This is a genomic window from Bacillus sp. DTU_2020_1000418_1_SI_GHA_SEK_038 (assembly GCF_032341175.1).
Taxonomy (GTDB): domain Bacteria; phylum Bacillota; class Bacilli; order Bacillales; family Cytobacillaceae; genus Cytobacillus.
Genome location: NZ_CP135435.1, coordinates 4,153,403 through 4,174,668 on the forward strand (window position 1 = coordinate 4,153,403; position 21,266 = coordinate 4,174,668).

Annotated in this window: 22 protein-coding genes and 1 pseudogene; 6 read left to right on the top strand and 17 right to left on the bottom strand. The window is 41.3% G+C overall.

Annotation, left to right across the window (positions count from 1 at the left end):
- Window positions 1-31 precede the first annotated feature (31 nt).
- Window positions 32-592, top strand: coding sequence for a 3D domain-containing protein (locus RRV45_RS20565; RefSeq protein ID WP_315666512.1), 561 nt, complete (start codon window positions 32-34; stop codon window positions 590-592).
- Between the two features lie 58 nt (window positions 593-650).
- On the opposite strand, the gene RRV45_RS20570 is transcribed toward RRV45_RS20565, so the two are convergent.
- Window positions 651-1,124: a CarD family transcriptional regulator gene (locus RRV45_RS20570; protein WP_315666513.1), complete on the bottom strand. Its 474-nt coding sequence runs from the start codon at window positions 1,122-1,124 to the stop codon at window positions 651-653.
- A 254-nt stretch (window positions 1,125-1,378) separates the two neighbouring features.
- Between RRV45_RS20570 and RRV45_RS20575 the strand changes: the two genes are divergently transcribed.
- Together RRV45_RS20575 and RRV45_RS20580 are read left to right on the top strand one after the other, a co-directional pair.
- Window positions 1,379-2,995, top strand: coding sequence for an SWIM zinc finger family protein (locus RRV45_RS20575; RefSeq protein ID WP_315666514.1), 1,617 nt, complete (start codon window positions 1,379-1,381; stop codon window positions 2,993-2,995).
- Window positions 2,988-5,801 carry a DEAD/DEAH box helicase gene (locus RRV45_RS20580; RefSeq protein ID WP_315666515.1) on the top strand — a complete coding sequence of 938 codons (2,814 nt, stop codon included), beginning with the start codon at window positions 2,988-2,990 and terminating at the stop codon, window positions 5,799-5,801. Before RRV45_RS20575 ends, RRV45_RS20580 begins: the two co-directional genes overlap by 8 nt.
- A gap of 631 nt (window positions 5,802-6,432) precedes the next feature.
- Here the strand turns inward: RRV45_RS20580 and RRV45_RS20585 are convergent.
- Window positions 6,433-6,849 (bottom strand): hypothetical protein, encoded by a 417-nt coding sequence (locus tag RRV45_RS20585; RefSeq protein WP_315666516.1) that lies wholly within the window; start codon window positions 6,847-6,849, stop codon window positions 6,433-6,435.
- Window positions 6,850-7,094: 245 nt separating this feature from the next.
- On the opposite strand from RRV45_RS20585, the gene RRV45_RS20590 reads away from it, so the two are divergent.
- A complete protein-coding gene (locus RRV45_RS20590; protein ID WP_315666517.1) occupies window positions 7,095-7,499 on the top strand; it encodes a helix-turn-helix domain-containing protein in 405 nt (134 codons plus the stop codon).
- A 101-nt stretch (window positions 7,500-7,600) separates the two neighbouring features.
- Here the strand turns inward: RRV45_RS20590 and RRV45_RS20595 are convergent, their stop codons facing one another.
- Together RRV45_RS20595 and ssb are read right to left on the bottom strand one after the other, a co-directional pair.
- Window positions 7,601-7,795: a hypothetical protein gene (locus tag RRV45_RS20595; RefSeq protein ID WP_315666518.1), complete on the bottom strand. Its 195-nt coding sequence runs from the start codon at window positions 7,793-7,795 to the stop codon at window positions 7,601-7,603.
- Window positions 7,796-7,798: 3 nt separating this feature from the next.
- Window positions 7,799-8,158, bottom strand: a complete 360-nt coding sequence (gene ssb, locus RRV45_RS20600) for a single-stranded DNA-binding protein (RefSeq protein ID WP_315666519.1) — start codon at window positions 8,156-8,158, stop codon at window positions 7,799-7,801.
- Between the two features lie 292 nt (window positions 8,159-8,450).
- Here ssb and RRV45_RS20605 point away from each other — a divergent pair, with 292 nt between their 5' ends.
- Window positions 8,451-8,885 (top strand): YwpF-like family protein, encoded by a 435-nt coding sequence (locus RRV45_RS20605; RefSeq protein WP_315666520.1) that lies wholly within the window; start codon window positions 8,451-8,453, stop codon window positions 8,883-8,885.
- 63 nt (window positions 8,886-8,948) lie between these two features.
- Here RRV45_RS20605 and RRV45_RS20610 read toward each other — a convergent pair whose 3' ends face one another.
- Both RRV45_RS20610 and fabZ read right to left on the bottom strand, forming a co-directional pair.
- Window positions 8,949-9,266: a hypothetical protein gene (locus tag RRV45_RS20610; protein WP_315666521.1), complete on the bottom strand. Its 318-nt coding sequence runs from the start codon at window positions 9,264-9,266 to the stop codon at window positions 8,949-8,951.
- Window positions 9,267-9,426: 160 nt separating this feature from the next.
- On the bottom strand, window positions 9,427-9,849 hold the full coding sequence (gene fabZ / locus RRV45_RS20615) for a 3-hydroxyacyl-ACP dehydratase FabZ (protein ID WP_315666522.1): 423 nt from the start codon (window positions 9,847-9,849) through the stop codon (window positions 9,427-9,429).
- A 116-nt stretch (window positions 9,850-9,965) separates the two neighbouring features.
- Between fabZ and RRV45_RS20620 the strand changes: the two genes are divergently transcribed.
- Window positions 9,966-10,130, top strand: coding sequence for a hypothetical protein (locus tag RRV45_RS20620; protein WP_315666523.1), 165 nt, complete (start codon window positions 9,966-9,968; stop codon window positions 10,128-10,130).
- A 40-nt stretch (window positions 10,131-10,170) separates the two neighbouring features.
- Here the strand turns inward: RRV45_RS20620 and RRV45_RS20625 are convergent, their stop codons facing one another.
- The 11 genes and pseudogenes from RRV45_RS20625 to RRV45_RS20675 form a co-directional block, all read right to left on the bottom strand.
- On the bottom strand, window positions 10,171-10,443 hold the full coding sequence (locus RRV45_RS20625; protein ID WP_315666524.1) for a DNA-directed RNA polymerase subunit beta: 273 nt from the start codon (window positions 10,441-10,443) through the stop codon (window positions 10,171-10,173).
- A 13-nt stretch (window positions 10,444-10,456) separates the two neighbouring features.
- Window positions 10,457-11,299, bottom strand: coding sequence for a flagellar hook-basal body protein (locus RRV45_RS20630; RefSeq protein ID WP_315666525.1), 843 nt, complete (start codon window positions 11,297-11,299; stop codon window positions 10,457-10,459).
- Window positions 11,300-11,345: 46 nt separating this feature from the next.
- Window positions 11,346-12,167, bottom strand: a complete 822-nt coding sequence (locus RRV45_RS20635; protein ID WP_315666526.1) for a flagellar hook-basal body protein — start codon at window positions 12,165-12,167, stop codon at window positions 11,346-11,348.
- 321 nt (window positions 12,168-12,488) lie between these two features.
- Window positions 12,489-13,490, bottom strand: coding sequence for a rod shape-determining protein (locus tag RRV45_RS20640; protein WP_315666527.1), 1,002 nt, complete (start codon window positions 13,488-13,490; stop codon window positions 12,489-12,491).
- Between the two features lie 872 nt (window positions 13,491-14,362).
- Window positions 14,363-14,635, bottom strand: coding sequence for a sporulation transcriptional regulator SpoIIID (spoIIID, locus tag RRV45_RS20645; RefSeq protein ID WP_066296878.1), 273 nt, complete (start codon window positions 14,633-14,635; stop codon window positions 14,363-14,365).
- Between the two features lie 571 nt (window positions 14,636-15,206).
- On the bottom strand, window positions 15,207-16,064 hold the full coding sequence (locus tag RRV45_RS20650; RefSeq protein WP_315666528.1) for a M23 family metallopeptidase: 858 nt from the start codon (window positions 16,062-16,064) through the stop codon (window positions 15,207-15,209).
- Window positions 16,065-16,362: 298 nt separating this feature from the next.
- Window positions 16,363-17,394, bottom strand: a complete 1,032-nt coding sequence (gene spoIID / locus RRV45_RS20655) for a stage II sporulation protein D (RefSeq protein ID WP_315666529.1) — start codon at window positions 17,392-17,394, stop codon at window positions 16,363-16,365.
- Window positions 17,395-17,581: 187 nt separating this feature from the next.
- Window positions 17,582-17,971 carry a hypothetical protein gene (locus RRV45_RS20660; RefSeq protein WP_315666530.1) on the bottom strand — a complete coding sequence of 130 codons (390 nt, stop codon included), beginning with the start codon at window positions 17,969-17,971 and terminating at the stop codon, window positions 17,582-17,584.
- A gap of 167 nt (window positions 17,972-18,138) precedes the next feature.
- Window positions 18,139-19,445: pseudogene (murA, locus tag RRV45_RS20665) on the bottom strand (UDP-N-acetylglucosamine 1-carboxyvinyltransferase).
- 33 nt (window positions 19,446-19,478) lie between these two features.
- Window positions 19,479-20,222, bottom strand: a complete 744-nt coding sequence (locus RRV45_RS20670; RefSeq protein WP_315666531.1) for a YwmB family TATA-box binding protein — start codon at window positions 20,220-20,222, stop codon at window positions 19,479-19,481.
- Between the two features lie 434 nt (window positions 20,223-20,656).
- On the bottom strand, window positions 20,657-20,902 hold the full coding sequence (locus RRV45_RS20675) for a DUF1146 family protein (protein ID WP_315669109.1): 246 nt from the start codon (window positions 20,900-20,902) through the stop codon (window positions 20,657-20,659).
- Between the last annotated feature and the right edge of the window lie 364 nt (window positions 20,903-21,266).

The window sequence follows — 21,266 nt, forward strand, 5'->3', positions numbered from 1 at the left end:
TCCTTAAGAAGAAAGAAAAGGAGATTCTCTCATGAAAAAACTTCTAATCACAATAACGACTGTATTTTTTCTACTAGTTGAATTTTCGACTGCTGCGTCTGCTGCACAACATACATATAAAGTGAAAACTGGAGATACTCTCTGGTCCATTTCTAAAAAGAATCAAGTTACCGTACAGCAATTAAAATCATGGAATCAGCTTAAATCAGATATCATTAAGCCTAATCAGGTGTTAAAGTTGGCTACAGCACCAGCAGCCACAGAGGCAAAACCACCCGCTCCCGCTGCAAAAGCCGCGAGCTATAAAGAAATTACTGTGAAAGCAACCGCCTATACAGCTAGCTGCAAGAACTGCAGCGGCATTACGGCTACAGGCATTAATTTAAAAAAGAATCCAAATATGAAAGTCATTTCTGTTGACCCTAAGGTGATTCCGCTCGGTTCGAAGGTTTATGTACCTGGTTACGGGGAAGCAATCGCTGCTGATAAAGGCTCTTCTGTTAAAGGAAACAAAATTGACGTGTTTATTCCCTCTCACAAGCAGGCCATTCAATGGGGCAATAAAACCGTGAAGATAAAAGTATATAACTAAAAACACAAAGAGAGCGACTCGTATTTTTGAGCCGCTCTCTTTTCTCTTTTTGCTGCGATCAACTAGAATATTTTAATAATTCAGCTGCTTCGTTCTCGCTTATGTCTTTGATTAAACTTAGTTCACTAATGATATTTCGCTGCGCTTGATTGAGTAACTGCCGTTCGCTCGTATTAAGCGACTTTTCCTTGTTGCGATGCAGAAGATCCCGAACAATTTCAGCTGAATCCTCAACCCGACCTGATTTCAGCTTCTCCATGTTCGATTTGTACCTCTCCTTCCAAGGAAGACTGCAGTCTGAATCTACATTGTGAAGATCAAACAATATTTCTTTCATCGCCTCACCGTCTATGATGGAGCGAACACCGGATTCTGACATTGTTTTCAATGGAAGCATGACGTCCATTTTATTCAATGGTATATGAATCACACAGTACTCCTGTGTCTTCCCTAGAATTTCCCGTTCTTCTATGGCCTCAATGATACCTGCCCCATGCATTGGATAAAAAACCTTATCGCCAATTTGAAACATATCATCACCTCCATATTACCTTCATTTATAATGGTAACACACTTGGTTATTTTAATCAAATTTTTAAATATAACACGAAACAATTATTTTGGTCAATACATTTATTGAAATTAATTTTAAAAAATTTAAATGTAATATTTAGGGGTTTTCGGACCAACAATGCTAGAGTTTCCTAACTAAGAAACCGACAAGACACCCGATTCCAAAAAATGATATAATTATTTCTATTGACTATTTGTAAAAGGAGGGTTTCCATGTCTACCATTCCAGAGCATTTCCTCGAGCCGTTGGATTTTGCGGCGAATGAGCTGATGGATATGTTGAGTCCGAAGATCGTGGAGAATGAGCGCATGGTCCAGAAGGGGCTGATGCTTTTTCGGCAGGGGCTAGTTTCTCACGTACGTTTTGATCGGAATGAGATCACAGGTGTCGTTCAGGATGTGACGCCGGCAAAGGTGATGCTTGATCTTGATTTTATCAATTTAAGCGAATGCTCTTGTCCTGCCGATGGATTTTGCCGGCATCAGCTTGCTGTGTTTTTCTATCTTCTTTCGCAGGCGAAGAGTGTGACGGATTGGGTTAATGAGTGGAGACAGCCTTTGCAGGAGAGCAAAACAGTCCAGCTTCTCGGCCTTCAGCGAGCAAAGGATCTGTTGACCACTTCAAGCAGACAAAAGCCTGATTATGACCGGTGGGTAGCCTCCATTCACGAAAGCTTTGACACGATTATGACTGGGAACGGCGAGCCGAAGCCTTATTATATGAATGAGCTATTTCAAATTTATACGAAGCGATGGAAAGCCAACGCGCCTTTTGAGCAGGAATGGAAGCTCCTTTATCACTTGATCGGATACTTCTTTAGCTTTAAAAAACTGATGGAACTGAGCATTCATTTCGGGCACTCGGGAGAAATCATTAACCGTTACTATCACCATCTTTTTCAGGATTTGATGGAGGATATTTTAGATGTGACCCATAAACTATCGGTCCACTCCCTCCCCTTTGCCTTCGATGAATTTATTGAAAAATTAAAAGGGGATTCCACCGATATCCTTCAATATGATTTTCCGCTCGAATTTGAGCAAACCCAATTGTATCGAATTCTGTGGATGAAATTTTTCAAGAAGAAGGTTTGGTGCCAGGAGGAAGTCGTAAAACTGCTGGACATTGAGGATAAAAACTTCCCGATCGTTGTGGCCATTATTCATCAATATATCCTATTGGGGAAAGATGAAGATGCCGTTGATCTTTTGGCGGTTCCAGAAAAAGGGATGACTCCCTATTTCCTGACCTGGCTGGATTATTTGATCCAACAGAAGGAATGGAAACGAATGGGTCCTTATGTCGAGGAGTTTATTAAAAAGCTGCGGGAATACCTTCAACTTTCGGAGAACCATTATATTAATCGTAATTTCTCTAATCTTGCCATAAAAGTGATACAACCTTACTGTTCGGAAACGGGCAGAGACGATTTATATGAAAAAGCTCTCGTTGAAACGCTGCCATTTAGCTTTAATGAATATGAATATCTTCTTTTTGAAAATGGAGCTTTTGACCGCTGGATTGATTTGCAGGGCATCATGAACAATGATATCGATGTGCTTCCTAAGAGCCGAATAAAGGAAATTGAAAAAGAAGCGCCGGCACTGCTTTTGCCGCTTTATCATCAGTCGATCCAAAACCATATTTCCCATAAAGGCCGTGACCATTACCGAATGGCTGTCCGGAAATTGAAAAAGCTCCGGACGTTGTATAAAAAGCTGAAAAGACAGGATGATTGGATTTATTTCCTAGACACCCTGCTCGAAAAAACTAAGCGGCTTCGCGCCTTCCAGGAAGAATGTAAAAGGGGAAAGCTAATCGATGCTTAAGATCAAAATTAACGTCCGACAAATAGATACTGACCTATATTGCCTTTCTGCGCAGAATGATGAGGGGTATTTTTTAAAACCTGAATTCTGGGGTAAGCTGCTGTTTAATCATCATGAGGAGAGCTTTTACGGAACTCTTTTTCAGGATAACAAAGCCGTGGAGGAGAAGGATATTCCCCTTAACAGCTGGCAGCTTGTCTCGCTGTTTGCGAAGGAACGGTTTAATTCATTTATCGAGTGGGATTGGGATGAGCTGGCTCAAATTTGTTTAGCCGCTTCTCTTCCTATTTATGAGGCGATTTCCGAAAAGGAATGGATCCCTGATTTTTCAGCTTGGGAAAACGGTGAGTTTCGCTGGGCGCTGCCTGACCGGGTTGTGCAGGAATTTGGTTCTTCCTTTTGGGAGCAAATGATTGGGGAAACGTCTGTTAAGGATTTTACCCACGAGATGTTTCATCATGCATTGGATTCGTTTTTTGAGCGTAACAGCAAGCTGAAAGCCGATTTAAGTGGGAAAATAAATACTTTACGCGGAAGTGAGCTATCTCCCCGTGATCTCGCGGCCTATTTTGACGAGGAAAGCTGGCAGGAATGGATTGGCCTGAAGGAAAACGATATTCCTTTTACCATTGGACTGAAGCTGGAGGAGCCTGCCGAGATGGATGAATCATGGGAGCTCAGCATTTTTCTTCGTGGAAAAAAGGATCCGGATCTGCTAGTTGATTTGCATGATTATGCGAATTATCCGCGCGGCTGGAGGAAATACGAGGAGGCGATCTCGAAGGAACAGGAAAGATGGGTGAATGTTTTTCCTTGGCTTAAGGGGGATAACGGAATTGCGACCCGCTTAACGGAGGATGAAGCGTGGACATTTCTGACCGAAGCGAGTGAAACTCTCCTTTCTTTAGGGATTGAAATTCTCCTGCCTTCATGGTGGCTGGCAATGAAAAATGCCAGTCTTAAGGTGAAGGCTCGTCTTAAAGGTCAATCCACTAGCCACCGTCCATCCTTTGTCGGGCTTCAGGCGATGCTGGATTATGACTGGCGGATTTCCATGAATGGAGTGGATTTGTCAGAGGATGAGTTCAACAGCATGGTGGAGGAAAAAAGGCGGCTCGTTTATATTCGCGGAAGATGGATTAAGCTCGATCCTGGGTTTGTCCGGCAAATTCAGGATTTAATGAAAAAGGCGGAAAAGGAAGGGCTTCATGTCCGCGATTTAATCGAGCAGGAGCTTCTTTCCAGTGAAACTGAAGAAGAGGACGACCTCGAGAATCCGAAAGCCTTCGCCCGAATTCAAATTGAAATGAACCGCCAGTGGAAACAAATGGTGAAGCAGCTTCGCGATGTTAAGGATATCCCCCTTGTCGAAGTCCCCGCTGCTTTTCAAGGGGATCTCCGTCCGTATCAAAAGCTTGGCATGAGCTGGCTGCTATTTTTGCGCCGGTTTGGATTTGGCGCTTGTTTGGCGGATGATATGGGGCTTGGGAAAACGATTCAGCTGATTTCTTATCTTTTAAAAGTAAAGGAAGAGGAAGCGGACTCCGGCCCCGCACTGATTATTTGCCCAACCTCCGTACTCGGAAACTGGCAAAAGGAAATTGAGCGATTTGCTCCTGGGCTGAATGTGTATCTGCATTATGGGGGGAATCGTCCTAAGGGTGAGGAGTTTGTGGAAAAAGCTTCCGGGGCTGATGTCGTTCTTACCTCGTACGGACTGACGGCTCTAGATGTTGAGGATTTCGAGAGTGTTGAATGGGGCTCGATTAGCATAGATGAGGCCCAGAATATTAAAAATGCGCAAACGAAGCAATCGAAGGCGGTTCGGAGGCTAAAGGGCAAGCATCACATTGCTTTGACCGGCACCCCGATGGAAAACCGCTTATCTGAGCTTTGGTCGATTTTTGATTTTACTAACCACGGCTACTTAGGCAGCATGGGCCAATTTCAAAAACGCTTCGTCCTCCCGATTGAGAAGGATGATAATAAGGAAAAGGTTGGGCAGCTCCAAGCCTTTATTAGACCTTTCCTGCTTCGCCGGACGAAACGAGACGAAGAAGTGGCGCTGAATCTCCCAGACAAGCTCGAGCAAAAGGAATACTGTCCGTTAACAGCGGAGCAAGCCTCGTTGTATGAACAGCTCGTCAAGGACACATTCGAGCAAATTGAACAGCTTTCAGCATTCGAGCGAAAGGGATTAATTTTGCAAATGCTCAGCCGGTTGAAACAGCTTTGCAACCACCCCGCTCTTTATTTAAAAGAAGAGAAGCCTTCGAAGGTAATTGAGCGTTCGGCTAAGCTTGAAAAGCTTAGTGAATTGGTCGACTCGGTTCTCGATCAAGGAGAAAGCTGCTTGATTTTTACTCAATATATCGAAATGGGCAATATTATTCGCGGGATGATTAAGAAGCGATTTGGTGTAGAGGTGCCATTTTTGAATGGAAGTGTTCCGAAAAATGAGCGTGACCGGATGATTGAGCAGTTCCAGGGCGGAGAGTTTCCTGTCTTTCTTTTATCATTAAAGGCAGGCGGAACCGGCTTGAATCTAACGGCAGCCAACCACGTCATCCACTATGATCGCTGGTGGAACCCTGCCGTTGAAAACCAAGCCACCGACCGGGCCTACCGCATCGGCCAAAAACGCTTCGTCCACGTCCATAAAATGATCTGCACCGGCACCCTCGAAGAAAAAATCGATGCCATGCTAGAGAAAAAACAATCCTTGAACGATCAAATCATCCAAAGCGAAAGCTGGATTACCGAGCTGTCTACGGATGAATTGAGGGATTTGGTGTTTTTGACTTAAATTTTGAACAGGTTTCGGGGGGTTTTCCTAAAACCTGTTCGAATTAGCAGGTTGTTGGACGGGTTTCCGCACTTTATCCATAATCCGCCTAGAATTTTGGGAACATAGTACTTTTTGTTTCCACTTTTCCAAGCTTTCATTTGAATTTGGGAAGCTAAACACTCTATGTTTCCTCTTTTTGAGATTTCATCAAAATATGGGAAACTTAGTACCCTTTGTTTCTACTTTTCTCAGGCTTTCATCTGAATTTGGGAAACTAAATACTCTTTGTTTCCTCTTTTTCGAGATTTCATCAAAATATGGGAAACTTAGTACCCTTTGTTTCCACTTTTCTTAGGCTTTCATCTGAATTTTGGAAACTAGACACTCTTTGTTTACTCTTTTTCGAGATTTCATCAAAATATGGGAAACTTAGTACCCTTTGTTTCCTCTTTTCTCAGGCTTTCATCTGAATTTGGGAAACTAAACACTCTTTGTTTCCTCTTTTTCAAAATTTCATCTGAATTTGGGAAGCTAAACACTCTTTGTTTCCAAATTTCTCAGGCTTTCATCTGAATTTGGGAAACTACAGCCTCTTGGACAGGTTCCAGCATTTCACCAAAATCCTGTCCAAATCCATCCCCACCCCATCTTAGCTGCCAATTGTCTTGTCACCATCAAGACTTGGCGGCTTTTTTATTGCGGCTACACTCCTTGGTTCGTTAGGCCGGTAAGCCATGTACGAGACTTTGTTCCCTTCTTTTATTAAAAAACAGGATAAGTAGCGATAATCGGCTATTGTTTCGGGTTTCCGCACCTCAATGGAGCCTTTTTTGAAATCGAATAAATAATCGATGAATTGTTGGATGTTATTTTCTAGGTAGTAAAAACGGAGGATTGTCTTTTTTCTAAGAGGAACTTTTTGATATGATTTCGGTTTTTGGAGGTTAATTAACTTGAGGGCATCAAAAAAACCGGGTTGGTAATTGATATTAAGATGTTCCTTACTGGATCGCTCCCTGCAAAAATAAAATGACGCTGCTAATCTGTTTCCTTTTTTAAATAACACATCAAACCACTCCAATTCTTCCCCAACACAAAATCAGGACTATTTTACTAGTTAGATTCGACAAGATTCACTTATTTCCTTCAATTTCTACCTGCCATTACAACATAAAGTTTATTATTTCGCTCTTTTCCGCCCTTTGTGATTAACTTTCACAACCAACCATGTGACTAACAGGAACACACATCCCTTTCCATGCATTTTCCCGCTAAGTTTAGAGAAAAAGAACTTTGAAAAGCGGTGAGTACATGTCTTTATCTATAAAGCTGAGGCAGCTTAGGGATGAGAGAAATTGGAGCCAGCGGTTTGTGGCAAATTTATTGAATGTACATCGGTCTACCATTAGCAAATATGAAACGGGGGAAATTATTCCGAACTACCAGACTCTTCTTCAGTTCGCCCAAATTTATAAGGTTGATAAATCCTTTTTAATAAATGAATTGGATGAATCACAAAGAAACGAAACTGGGTCGGATACATACATCTTAAAAGAGGGTCCTATTGATCATGATTTGGATTTGATTAAACAGCTGCTCCAAGGCTACCCCGAATTAAAGAAATCACTCTTGGAGCTATATAATTTTGATGAAAAAACAAAAGCCCAAACGATTAAAGTCGTTCAGTTTCTCATACAGGGGATGAAACAAAAGTAAACAAAAAACGGCGCGAGAGGCGCCGGAAATAATGGGGGGGGTTGAGGAAATTATTGATTCTCTCTACGAGGGGAATGGTGAATTGACTACCTGAGGAACGCTCATGAAGGATATTTTGCCGAAATGATTTTTGAATCAGTTTGGTGAATGGGTTGATAGACTGGCAGCAAGGACTCACGGAGAATGACTTCTAATTGATTGACCCGATCCGTTAAGTCATTCACTTTTTCATTGGATTTGCCCAGCATTCTAATTAATGCCTCAACTAAGCTTTCTAATTCCCTCTCTTTGTTCAATTGCTACGCCTCCATTCCTGCGGGGATTAATGCCTCTTCTGAACGCCTTTGTTCAAGAAATCTCACAGAATCTGCTAACACCTCGGTTACATAAACTCTGGTTCCTTCTTGATTGTTATAGTGCCTTGTCTGAATTCTCCCGGTAATTCCGATTAATGAGCCCTTCCGGCAATAACGCGATGTGTTTTCGGCAGTCTTTTTCCAGAGGGTGCATTGGACAAAATCTGCACCAATCTCTCCTTGCTGGTTGCGGTACTGACGGTTCACGGCCACGGTGACATTGGTGACCGCTGTCCCCTCAGGCGTTCTTTTGAGCTCAGGATCCTTCGTCAACCTTCCAACTAACGTTACTTGATTAATCATTCATTTCTCTCCTCTCTTCAGCATGCTCTTATCTTAACCCCTGACTGGCATTAGAGTAAAAAGTTGAAAATTGAATTATGAGAGCGCATTTTGCAGGAAAAAGTCAGTTTTAATTGGAAAAAGGTTTGCTAGAAACCAAAAAATGTTCAAATAATGCAAATTTAGACATTATCAAAAGAAATTTCGACAAACTTTCAAAGGGTTCAAATTTAATTGTGTTTCTGTAAATTCGATTCCCCAAAAGGTCTATGTTATAATTTCAATAATAAGCCAAATGGTCGGGAGGAAAAGGATGAAGACGTTTAAACTCATCTCGTTGCAAGTTGTCGAGGATGATTCATTGGTAGATATCGACCTGATTGACGGGTTAATTATTAATCAAGAGAACGATCCGAATACTTGGTTGCTAGAGGCCTATGTGAACAAAACCTACAATGAGTATTTTCAGAAGCTGTCCCAGCAAGGAGAGGATATCATTGTTCAGGTTGTCATCACGAAGAAGGAAAACAGCCCAGCCGCCTTCCAAACAAAGATTGTAACAATTAAACACGTGACTGATCATATCAGCATTCTTTTTGAAGGCAAACTCATGAAATCAAATTATGATTATGCGGAAATTGTTTTGAAAAAGCTCATTGAGCAAGGCTTAACAGGGGATAAGCTATTGAAGGAATTTAAAACCATACTTCGCGGAAAACCACAGATTACTGCCGCTAAAGGCGATTAATATTTTTATGAATAAGGGGCAACACCAAGCCAACAAATTGACTTGATGTTGCCCTTTCAGATATTATTTATCTTTATTATCATTATCATTTAGGTCAAGATTATCCTCAATCATATCTTCACCAGGATCGTTATTGTCATTCATGATATCTCCATCGTTATCTGTGTTGATATCATTGTTATTGCCGTTGTTGCCGTTAGTACCGTTATTGCCGTTATTGCCGTTCATTTCATTGTTTCTGTCTAAATTGTTGTCCTCATTGATGACGCCATTGTTATCGTTATTTTCCGGAGGGGGTTCTTGATCATTGGTCGCACAACCGGCTAAAAGCAACGCAGCAAGAACAGAGCCGCCAATAAGGTTTAAAAGCTTTTTGTTCATTAGAAAAAGCTCCTTTCAAATATGTTTTTGGGTTGACCGTTTTTACGGGTCTCCTGTTATAATTCCCAAATTCGTCTGCAACTTGCATGAAAAAAAAGAAAGCCAGCAATTTATGTGCTGACTTTCGGTTCGAAAATATTTCGACAATATTCAACAAGATTTACTGTAAAGCAAACATGATTTCGGTTTCGCAGACAAGTTCTCCATCAACCGTGGCAATTCCTTTACCTTTGCCCATTGGCCCCTTAAACCGAGTCATCTCAACCTCAAGACGCAATTGGTCACCTGGCTTTACTTGTCTTTTAAAACGGCATTTATCAATTCCCGCAAAAAGAGCTAGACGTCCGCGATTTTCTTCTTTTTTCAGCATCGCAACAGCTCCCACCTGAGCAAGCGCCTCAATGATCAAAACGCCCGGCATAACCGGATAATCAGGAAAATGCCCATTGAAAAACTCCTCATTCGCGGTTACGTTTTTAATTCCGATGGCCTTCTGTCCTTCCTCCACCTCAAGAATTCGATCTACAAGTAAAAAAGGGTAACGATGAGGAATGATTTCCTTAATTTGATTAATATCAAGCATAATTAGTACCTCCTCCTAATATTAGGTTATAGTTAATTGTACTAAAAAAAGTAGCATACGGGAAGTTTGAAAGGGAGGTTGGCGCCAAATTTCGGATTGTATCGGCTAATTCGATTTTGGTATTAGCTAAAATAACAGTTATCGGTCAATTCTACACTTTGTCAGCCAAATACGGTGTTTGTCAGCCAATTCCAGCACTTTATCAGCCAATTATGGCGTTTGTCAGCCAATTCAACCCATTTGTCAGCCAATTTTATGGTTTATCAGCCAATCCCCAGTAAGCCCTCAACAAATCCAAAAAAAGAGGCCCATGGCCCCTTTTTACTCTCTTTCTACAAGGTCAACAATATGCGTCCAGGTAGATTTTTGGAAAATATCTTTTGCATTGCCGCCGCCCATTACACCATATCCGAAAGCAGCTCCTGCTATACAGCTTATAAAAATTAAAACAGCAACAATGATAATCCGCAGCCAAATCGGAATCATACGCACTCGAATACGGCGATTGCGTCTCTTTTCCGCCATGGTTGTGCGTTCTTTTTTTAATTGTTCACGTGATTTCGCTGCTTCTTGATTATTGTTGTTTACCGACATGTTAATTCCCCTTTTAACGAATTCCGTTGATGAGTCCCATCATTTGGTCAGCGATGGAGACGGATCTGGACTGGAATTGATAAGAACGCTGAAGATTAATGAGCTCCGTCATCTCCTTGGACATATCCACATTTGACTGCTCCAAGGCGCTCTGCTGCATGGAAATTTGATTTCTTAAAGGACCATTAAGTTCCGTTAAAACATCTTCCACCGGCGTATTTAATTCCGCGATATTTTCCGGCAGACCTAGGAGATTATCTCCTTTTTGCTCAAGAAATTGCGATTTCTTAATATGAACGACACCAAGATTAATCGCACTTGTACTGCCATCATTCATAGTAGCCAACAGTCGTCCTTGGTCCTGTAAAGCAAAGTCCTTCACATCGCTGCCAAACGTTATCGGATTATTATTTTCATCCAAAATCGGATAGCCATTGCTTGTGACAAGCATGTTTTCATTTGCTGATAATGGCGTTAAGTAAAAGGCACCATCCCTCGTATAGCGGACAGCCGAGCCATTCTCCCCCTGCTCGAGCACTTTAAAGTACTGGCCCTCTGCGGTGATCGCCATATCAAGCGATCGCTCCGTATTCTTCAAGCTGCCCTGGCTCCCTACGATTTGCGATTGAGCGAGCTTTGCCCCAACTCCTTGACGAATTCCGTTAGGTGTTAATCGATTGACCTCTAATTGAGGGATTGTCTGATTATTAAACTGCTGAAAAAGCAAATCGGTGAAATTTGCCTCTCTGCGCTTATAGCCTGTTGTATCTATGTTTGCCATATTGTGACTGACAATATCCATTTGTTTTTGCAGCTGGGTTAATGTATTCTGCGCCGTAATCATCGTTCTGTTCATCGTTCATCCCCCTTTGCCGGAAAAATTTTATTAAACCTGAAAAAAATTATCCGATACGCCCAATTTCATTCGCAGCCTTTTCCATACTCCTGTCATAGGCTTGGAGCACCTTCTGATTCGCCTCAAACGATCTGTAGGCAGATAGCATTTCTGTCATCGTTCTCCCTACATCCACATTAGAACGCTCCACAAACCCTTGCTGAAGCTTAAATTGGGCTCCTGCGGCATTATAAGCATTAGCTAGCGGGTTGCCGTCCTCTGTCCGAAATAACCCGTCTCCTTGCTTCATAAGGCGGTTTGCATCCTCAGCGAAGGCGATTCCAAGTCTGGCTGTTTCCCCGCCTTCTCCAGTTAACATACCATTCTCATTTAGCGTAAAACGATCGCTCGCCAGCTGAATTCGATTCCCCGCTTCATCTAATACAAAATGGCCACTCGCAGTCGTTAAAAAGCCTTGTCCATCCACAGTAAAATTCCCGTTTCTCGTATATTGCTGTTCCCCATTTGGACCCGCCACTGTAAAAAAAACACTGCCGTTAGCTGGCATAGACACATCGATTAACGCGATGTCCGTTTTAATGCCTGTTTCTTTTAAATCGCCCTGCAAAAATGCCGGCATTGTTTCCTGCATATAAACCCCAGTATTCAAAGCGCCAATTCTCCGGTTGAACGGCAGACGGAGCCCATTTTCCGTTGGGATCACTTCCTGATCAAATCGCTGCAGCAGCATTTCCGGAAATGCACGCAAGGCTGATTGATCCGCCTTAAAGCCCGGTGTATTCGCATTCGCCATATTATTCGTCAACATTTCTGTCCTTTTCTGCTGCGCCACCATCCCGGAGGCTACCGTATAAAACCCTCTGAACATAAGTTCACCTCATTAGAAAACTTTGAAAAATATGTATAAGCATCCCGTTTTGGAACGGGATGGATTTTTAAACGTCAACTCTATTATAGAAAATATCGGCAAAATAAAACATTTTTAAATAGCCATTTTTTGCAGACATTCTTATTTTACCATTTTCTATAGCTGCTTACAGAATTATTTTTAGGAAAGGCTATATTAGCGATTTTGTTTATTCCTAGAGGCATTATGTTCACTAACAATATTAAGCCTTAAAAGAAATAAAAAACCGAGTATAAAACCTTGATGATTTCATACTCGGTTATTTTTCAAGTTGAATGCAAATTATCCAAGCTTACGTTTTGGAAGCTTGTCAATATTATCAAGCATAATGCCTGTTCCAATCGCTACGCAATCCATTGGGTTTTCCGCTATCAGGACAGGCACTTTCAATTCTTCTGCAAGAAGAGTGTCAATGCCGTGGAGAAGAGCGCCCCCACCCGTAAGAATAACGCCGCGATCGATAATGTCAGCAGATAGTTCTGGTGGCGTACGTTCAAGCACACTCTTTGCCGCCTGTACGATGACCGCAACAGATTCCCTTAAAGCACGTTCAATTTCATCTGAACGGACTGTGATCGTTCTTGGAAGGCCAGAAACCATATCGCGCCCGCGAATATCCAATTCCTCACTCTTCGATCCCGGGAATACAGTTCCTATGCTTGTTTTAATATTCTCAGCGGTTCTTTCTCCGATTAATAGCTTGTACTCACGCTTAATGTATTGCAGAATCTCACTGTCAAAGGCATCTCCAGCCATTTTAATCGAAGAAGAGGTTACGATGTCACCCATCGATAAAACCGCGACATCTGTCGTTCCTCCACCAATGTCAACAACCATGTTTCCGCTTGGCTGGAAAATATCCATACCGGCGCCAATCGCTGCTACTTTCGGCTCTTCCTCTAAATAAATCTTCTTGCCGCCGCTCTTTTCTGCCGCTTCTTTGATCGCCTTCTGCTCCACACTTGTAATGTTCGTTGGGCAGCAAATTAAAATCCGCGGCTTCGATAAAAAGCCTTTTACATTCAGTTTGTTAATAAAATGCTTCAGCATCGCTTCTGTTACATCGAAATCAGCAATGACTCCATCTCTCAGCGGGCGAATAGCAGCAATATTGCCAGGTGTCCGTCCGACCATTCTGCGGGCTTCCTCTCCCACAGCCAAAACCTTATTCGTATTTCGATCAATTGCCACCACAGACGGTTCATTCAAAACAATTCCGCGGCCTTTCACGTGAATCAGCACGTTAGCCGTTCCTAAGTCGATTCCAATATCCCTTGCAAACATTCTATCATCTTTCCTCCTTGACTACTGGCCTGCATTGTCCGCCACCTGCTCATGGACATAATTAAGCACCAGGCAGGACAGCCCAGCACACCCCTTATGTATTTAGCTATATCAAGCGAACCTCGCTATGTTTTCATTTTTTTCAACTTATGCTCCACTGAAAATGAAGCACTCCACTTACCTTCACTCACCTAGTTGTAGACATTTTTGATTATACGAATCAAGTTCTATCCTAATTCTATATTCTACCACACTCAAGGCGAATTAAATAATTTTTTGTCAGAATATGAGAGGGTTTTTGAAGAATTTTGTCGGAACGGGACAGGGACAATTCCAAATGGGTTTTTTATAAAAAAAACCGCCTAATTGATTAGGGTTTATGGGGGATCGTTGTAAATAGCATACTGATGTATCGCTGAGCATTAAACTCGCAAAATCAAGGAATTTGGCGGACACTGGTTCCGTTATATGTGACATAATGAGGTAAATTCTTATGTATGCGGACTCAGATTCCCTTATTTGTAAAAAAGGCATGATTTTCTTGTGTTTTTTCTTAAATAGCGCACCGGGAGTCCGCTTAGCCCTTAATTTTGGCGCTTTTTATTAAAATAAGGGATTCATTGTCCGCTTATAGCAAGCTCAGTACAATCGCAGGTTAATTTGATAAGTCTGTTTCATGCAAAGCGATAATACTGACCGTTTGTTTGTTTTTTTCTTCTCATTACCGCCACTAAAAAACAACCAGCTATTTAAATGGCTGATTGCTTTTTTTAAAGATTTTATTGGTCTTTAGAGCCCTTGGCTGCTTCATGCTGATGAATTTTTAAATCTCTTTATGTTATATCAATCTTTAAATCCAAATGATTCTTTTTTTATTTTATTACCTCCCCTTCAACTTCTTCTTTCTTATATTTCATTTTTGTGGCTTCTCCCCCGCGTAAATGTCGGATTGATTTATGGTAATCTAGAATTTCCTTCACTTCATTCGCCAGTTCAGGGTTAATCTCAGGAAGTCTTTCTGTTAAGTCTTTATGGACTGTACTTTTGGATACGCCAAACTCCTTCGCGATAACGCGAACTGTTTTTCTCGTCTCCACGATATACTTTCCAATCTTGATAGTTCTCTCTTTGATGTAATCGTGCACACCACTCGCCCTCCCTAAATTGGATGTGAGAAGTGCGAAATGAGACTCGCTTTTCGCTCTGATCTATACTCTGTTCCGCATGGCGGCAATGTTTGAATAATTCTCCATACGGCAGAAAGCGTTTACTTTCTGAGCTTGCGGTGAATAAACATGTCCTAAGGCACATTCAATACTATCTGCAAAACGACTCCTCACCTCAACCACTCTCTTTGTCAGGTTTGTAACAGTCTATTAGCTTGGTTGCTGATATATGCACGAAAAACACATTAGGGACAAGGTATCGCTAAAGTTTTTTGAAGATTTAGTATTATTAGCCGAATTTTACCTGAAATATTGTTTTTTTAGTAAAGGGGCTGCGAGGTATTGAAGGAAAAGTTATTTTTAAAAAGTCAGAATGAAATGCAGTTTTCGTAAAACCAGACATTCCTCAAAAGAAGTGACTTTTTGTAGGAAAATGAGTTTTTACCGGCTATTTCCCGAGAAATTGTCGATTGGGGAAATTTCCTGTCGGTGAATAGTCAGCGGTCATTCACGCCAAAAAGCCCGCCGAATCGGCAGGCTTTGGCTTATATTATGCGTTTGAAGATTTCTTAGAATCTTGTTCTGTTTCGTTATTCGTGTCTTCTTCGGAATCTTTCTCTTCATCGCTTGTATCTTGGTCTGTATCTTCCTCAGAGGCTTTTTCATCTACTGCATCTTGATCATCAGATGCTTTCGTTCCATCTTCCTCACTAAGCTCCTGTAATGTGCTTAATGGCTTTTGGAAGTAATCATGCGGGTTAAGAGCAACGTTATCCTTGCGAATTTCGAAGTGTACATGGACACCTGCTTCCGCATCAAACATGCTTTCACCAGCTTTTGCAATCACTTGGCCTTGCTTAACCTGATCGCCAACCTCGACACTGATCTCTTTAACAGATTGATACTGTGTTACAATTCCTTTGTCATGTTCAATTTCAATGACATTTCCCAACAGCACATCTTCTTCAACCTTCGTAACCGTTCCACTTAATGATGCAACAACATCAAATGTCTCGCCGTCCTTCATCCCAATATTGATACCTGTGTTTTGGTGATATTGGTTTTGGTAAAGGACAAGTGCGGCTTCCTGTTCTTCCGCTTTTGCACCTGCGTCATAGAAATGTCTTTGAATGACTGCTGCATCGGCATCTTTTACAGGCATCAGAATGTTTTCCATAGATCGGTTTACTTCGATTGCTGGTTCATCAAACTTTTTCCCCGGTACATCTGTAGCGGTGTTATCCACGCTATCTGGATTCGCTGTATTATTTGCGTTTTGGTACCAAAGAACCCCGGTTAGAATGATTGCTGCTGCTGCAATGTAGATCGCTGGGAATGCCCAACGCTTCTTTAAAAAGCGCTTAAAGCTGGAATTTTGAGAAGATCGTTTCTTTTCTTCCTCTCTCATTTATCATCACCTCAGCAATCATTCTGAACAGATTAGAAGAATTATATACATCCCCGCAAAAATATTTTTTTGGATTATTTTTCGACAAAGTCAGAGAAATTATTCATTTTTTAAAAATAAATTTTTATTGGGATAAAATGCGCTCTTTTGGGCATAAAAAAAGAGCTGCCCTGGTATCGGCAACTTGGTTTTTCCAAGTGAATGTCCTCTCCAAAAACACAAACTGTCCTTTTAAGGTGCCAGGCACCCCAAAAGGACAAATCACTTAAAATGTCTTTTTACAGTGCCTGGCACCATTTTATTTTCTGGCTAAGACCTTTGTAAGGTAGTTTTCACTGTTTGTGATTTCTACGCCCTTATAATAGTAGGAGATGATGTCTTTGTAGGTTTTGCCTTCTGAGGCCATCCCATTTGCCCCGTATTGGCTCATGCCAACACCATGGCCATAACCCCTTGTGTCAATGACAATCTTGTTACCCTGACGCTTCCACGTGAAGTCTGTTGACTTCAGTCCGAGCTTTTCTCGAATGACCTTTCCAGTAAGGACCTTGCCATTGATTTCAACCTCGCCTACACGCTTGCCGGCAGTTCTTTCTGTTATAGTGCCAATCGTGTTATCGGAAGGAAGCTTAACCCCTAATCGGTTCTCGAATTCAGAAATCGTAAAGATTTTTTGGTCACTGAACTCTGGCGATTTTATATCCCATGGACTTTCAACGCTTTTTAAATAAGGAACGGCATTTAACCAAATCGCCTCAGAATTCTCTGTATGCCCATTGCTTGTTGAAAAAAAGCTGGCGTCAATTGGGGATCCTTCATATACGATAATTTGCCCGCTCGTTTCCTTGACGGCTTCTGTGATTTTTTCAATGGCCCACTTGTAATCCGCTCCAAAAGTTTTTCTTATCTCATCCATATCCTTATAAACCTGATGCTCTACTGTGTCCGTGACAAGCGCTCCACCAGGCAGCTCTGACTTATTTTCACGAATCATTTGATTTACAATATACGTTCTTGCAGCTAAGGCTTGAGCCTTTAACGCCTCTTTTTCAAAAGCTCTTGGCATTTCCGATGCTACTACACCGACAACATAATCCTCTAGCGGAAGCGTATCGACCTGCTTGGTTTTCATTCGAAATACAGCTACTTCAACAGCTGGCTCATTAGATGTTTCCGCTGTAGGCTTCGTGTCGTCCTCCTGTTTTAACCGCTCCCCTAGCTTTCCTGTCACCCGATCGTCTTTAAAAGGGAGGACTAATAAAGAAGGAATAAGTAGAGTAATGAAAACAAGCAGTGCTCCTAGTACGATGAAAGGTTTAAATTTTGTCATGACTATGCCTCCATAATAATGTTATCTGAGACCTCTTTGAAGTCTGTCTCTTCTCATTCTTATGGTTGTGGACAGGCTATTATGACAAGAATTTTGTGCTGGAATGTTTAAAGGTGGAAGGCTCTTTAGGGATTCAATGGGGTAATTATTATATGAGGAAGTTAAGTACAACTTGTTTCTAATTTTTCTAGGTTTCATCAGGATTTGGGAAGCAAATCACCCTTTGTTTCCACTTTTCCAAAATTCCATCAAAATCTGGGAAGCAAATCTCCCTTTGTTTCCACTTTTCTAAAGTTTCATCAATATTTGGGAAGCAAATCACCCTTTGTTTCCGCTTTTCTAAAGTTTCATCAATATTTGGGAAGCAAATCAACCTTTGTTTCCACTTTTCTAAAGTTTCATCAATATTTGGGAAGCAAATCACCCTTTGTTTCCACTTTTCTAAAGTTTCATCAATATTTGGGAAGCAAATCACCCTTTGTTTCCACTTTTCCAAAAATCCATCAAAATCTGGGAAGCAAATCTCCCTTTGTTTCCACTTTTCTAAAGTTTCATCAATATTTGGGAAACAAATCACCTTTCGCTTCCTTTTTTCCAAGCTTTCATCAAAATTCGGGAAACTTCACGCCCAAAAAAGAAAAAACGCAACCCCCAGTCGTCAGAGGTCTGACGAACGGATTCTGCGTTTCATCTCAAAATTCGTTTTACCAAGCAAAATCACTCACAAAAAGAGATTTTGCAAAATTATGCATTCATATCCGAAACATATCGTTCCACTGGAGCAACGGTTTCGTCCATTTCATTCACACGTTCAATATCAGCACCTAGAGCGCCGAGCTTTTCATGGAAATTCACATAGCCACGGTCTAAATGCTTCAATTCAGTCACACGGGTAACGCCATCTGCCACCAATCCAGATAATACGAGTGCCGGCAGCGCGTAAATCTGTTGCCGCTACTTCAGCGCCTTGGAGATTGGATGGGCCATTCATAATAACAGAGCGGCCTTCGATTTTAATATCAGCGTTCATACGGCGGAATTCCTCCACATGCATGAAGCGATTTTCGAACACTGTTTCTGTGATCACACTTGTACCGTTTGCATGGAGTAATAACGCCATCATTTGGGATTGCATATCAGTCGGGAAACCAGGATGAGGCATCGTTTTGATATCAACTGCCTTAAGTTTCTCTGGACCGATGACACGAATGCCTTCTGCTTCTTCAACAAAATGAACGCCCATTTCTTCCATTTTTGCGATTAGTGAAGTAGAATGCTCAGGAACAGCGCCTTTAACAAGCACATTTCCGCCTGTAATCGCAGCCACCATAAAGGTGCCAGCTTCAATTCGGTCAGGGATAATATGGTGCTCCGCTCCGAATAATTGGTCAACACCTTCAATTCGGATCGTGCCGGTTCCGGCTCCTCTTACCTTTGCACCCATTTTATTGAGGAAATTCGCTAAATCCACGATTTCCGGTTCTTTTGCTACGTTTTCTAAAATAGTTGTGCCTTTTGCAAGGGTCGACCATCATAATATTTTCCGTTGCTCCGACACTTGGAAAATCAAGATAGATTTTTGCCCCATGAAGGCGGCCATTTGTCGCTTCTGCCTCGATAAATCCGTTGCCAACCTTCACCGTAGCACCCATCGCTTCGAAGCCTTTTAAATGCTGATCAATCGGGCGAGATCCAATGGCACAGCCGCCAGGCAATGCTACACGCGCACGGCCATTACGGGCAAGCAGGGATCCCATTACCAGAACAGAAGCACGCATTTTACGTACATATTCAAAAGGTGCCTCTTCTCTTAATTCTCGTGATGCATTAACAGTGACTTGATTATTATTAAACTCCACTTCGGCGTTTAAATAGCGTAATACTTCATTGATGGTGTATACATCGGAGAGTGTCGGTACATCACGAATTACGCTTTTGCCATCACTTGCTAATAGTGTTGCGGCGATAACCGGTAAAACAGCGTTTTTTGCTCCTTCAACTTTGACAATACCGCTTAACCTATTTCCGCCGCGGACGATGATTTTTTCCAAAGTGTATTCCCCTCCGCGTCCAATTTCTCTATATTAATATTCAATCGTAATGATGGGTGTGCCAACTACAAGGGTAGTCTTTCCGCCCAATCCATGATTTCTTATTCCTATTTGCAAATTCATATCCTTGCCTTTTGTTTGAAGAGTGTTGTCAAACAGTGTCGAATAGACGGATGCCGATATGAAATTTTCCTCATGTAAACCTTCTATTTTTTTCGCATTAAAGGCAGTTAATAAATGGTTTATTTCATCAGGCAAAGTCTTATCAATTTTATCATTGAATTCGCCTTTCAAACAAGAGAAAATTGTGGTATTTTCATGGAAAATGTCAGAAATTCTGCCATTTAAGAGAGATTGGATCTCTTTTTCAGATTCAGCCTTCCAGCCATTCCCTTTTACTTCATAAATGACATACGTTTGAACTTTATTTTTTGTGGGGGTCGATAGAATCTTTATCGTTTCCGTCTGAGAATCTTTATTTAAAACCGCCACGGTTTCAGAAATTTTTTCCGAATCGTTACTCGTCCATATCCAATTCGGGTATTGTTTCTTGAGGTTATCTGTATATTTTTTTACCTCATCCACGCTTTGAAGATTTTCCATAATTTCTCTTGCATGTAAAGACCATTCAATGATTAAAATATCTTCGTCTTGTAAAATTGAGGATAGCTTCATAAGTTCGAGTTCGTTTTTGGCCACAGTCGTTTTATTCCCAAAGTTTAAGACCACAAAACTAAAAATGCTAACAATTGCCAAAATTATCTTCAAGTATTTCATATATGCTTCCTCCCCCTTACTACCATTGTTACCAAGGAGAGATTCTGCATACTTAGGAATTGTCGTCACTTTTTGACAATTTGAAAAGCTTGAGTTTTAGCATTAATCTTTGCCACAGAACTGGGCGTTCACAGCAACTGAAGCTTTGTAAAATTGAGGATATTGCCCAATTTCTTTATATCCTATTCAATTTCATCAAATTTGGGATTAACTATTTAATGCCAATTTTTAAACATGCAAAAATAGAGCACAACAAATAGAATTGTACTTAAAAACAAGATAATTGAAAACATGTACGAAGACCCATATTATCTACTATTTTGTTAAAATCTATTTTTTTGGCTGTGTTAAATACTATTGTTGATGTTTAAACCGCCTGAATGTGCACATATGCTCGAACAAAAACCTGTTCACATGCACAAATATGCAATTTTTTAAAGTATAGTTTGAAGAATGAGCGGCAATTGCCTCGACCATAGAAGATAATCAAGGAAAAAGTTACTTACCGCTGACCCGATGGCAATCGATAATAGTATGTAGAGTACTCTTGCCTGAATAACACGGTTGGGCCGTAAAAGCTGATCAATGCGCAATGCCTGAAGAGCCCACCAGGCTAAAGCAATAAAAACCAAATGTGACATAATGCTAAGCAACGCCTGTTGTCCAAATCCTGGAACCATGTGTACAACTCCCATCTCCATCGCCGCCATAGGAAAAAATAATTGGGCATGTTTTTTAAAAAAAGCTATTGTTCCACTTCATTACTAACCGTAAAAATTGGCAATCCGCCTATAATCATAGCATGGTTTATGGCTTTATAATAGGGAATAGCTCTTTTCATACAAGAATCTCTCAATTTTGGTCAAAAATCGGGTTGGTCAACCAAATACGGGGAGATCAAATATGTTTATCAGCCAAATCTATGAGGTTGTCAGCGAGATTTGGCAGTTTGTCAGCCAATTTCGTGTTGTTGTCAGCCAGATTTCCGCTTTGTCAGCCAAATTCGTATGGTTGTCAGCCAGATTTCCGCTTTGTCAGCCAAAT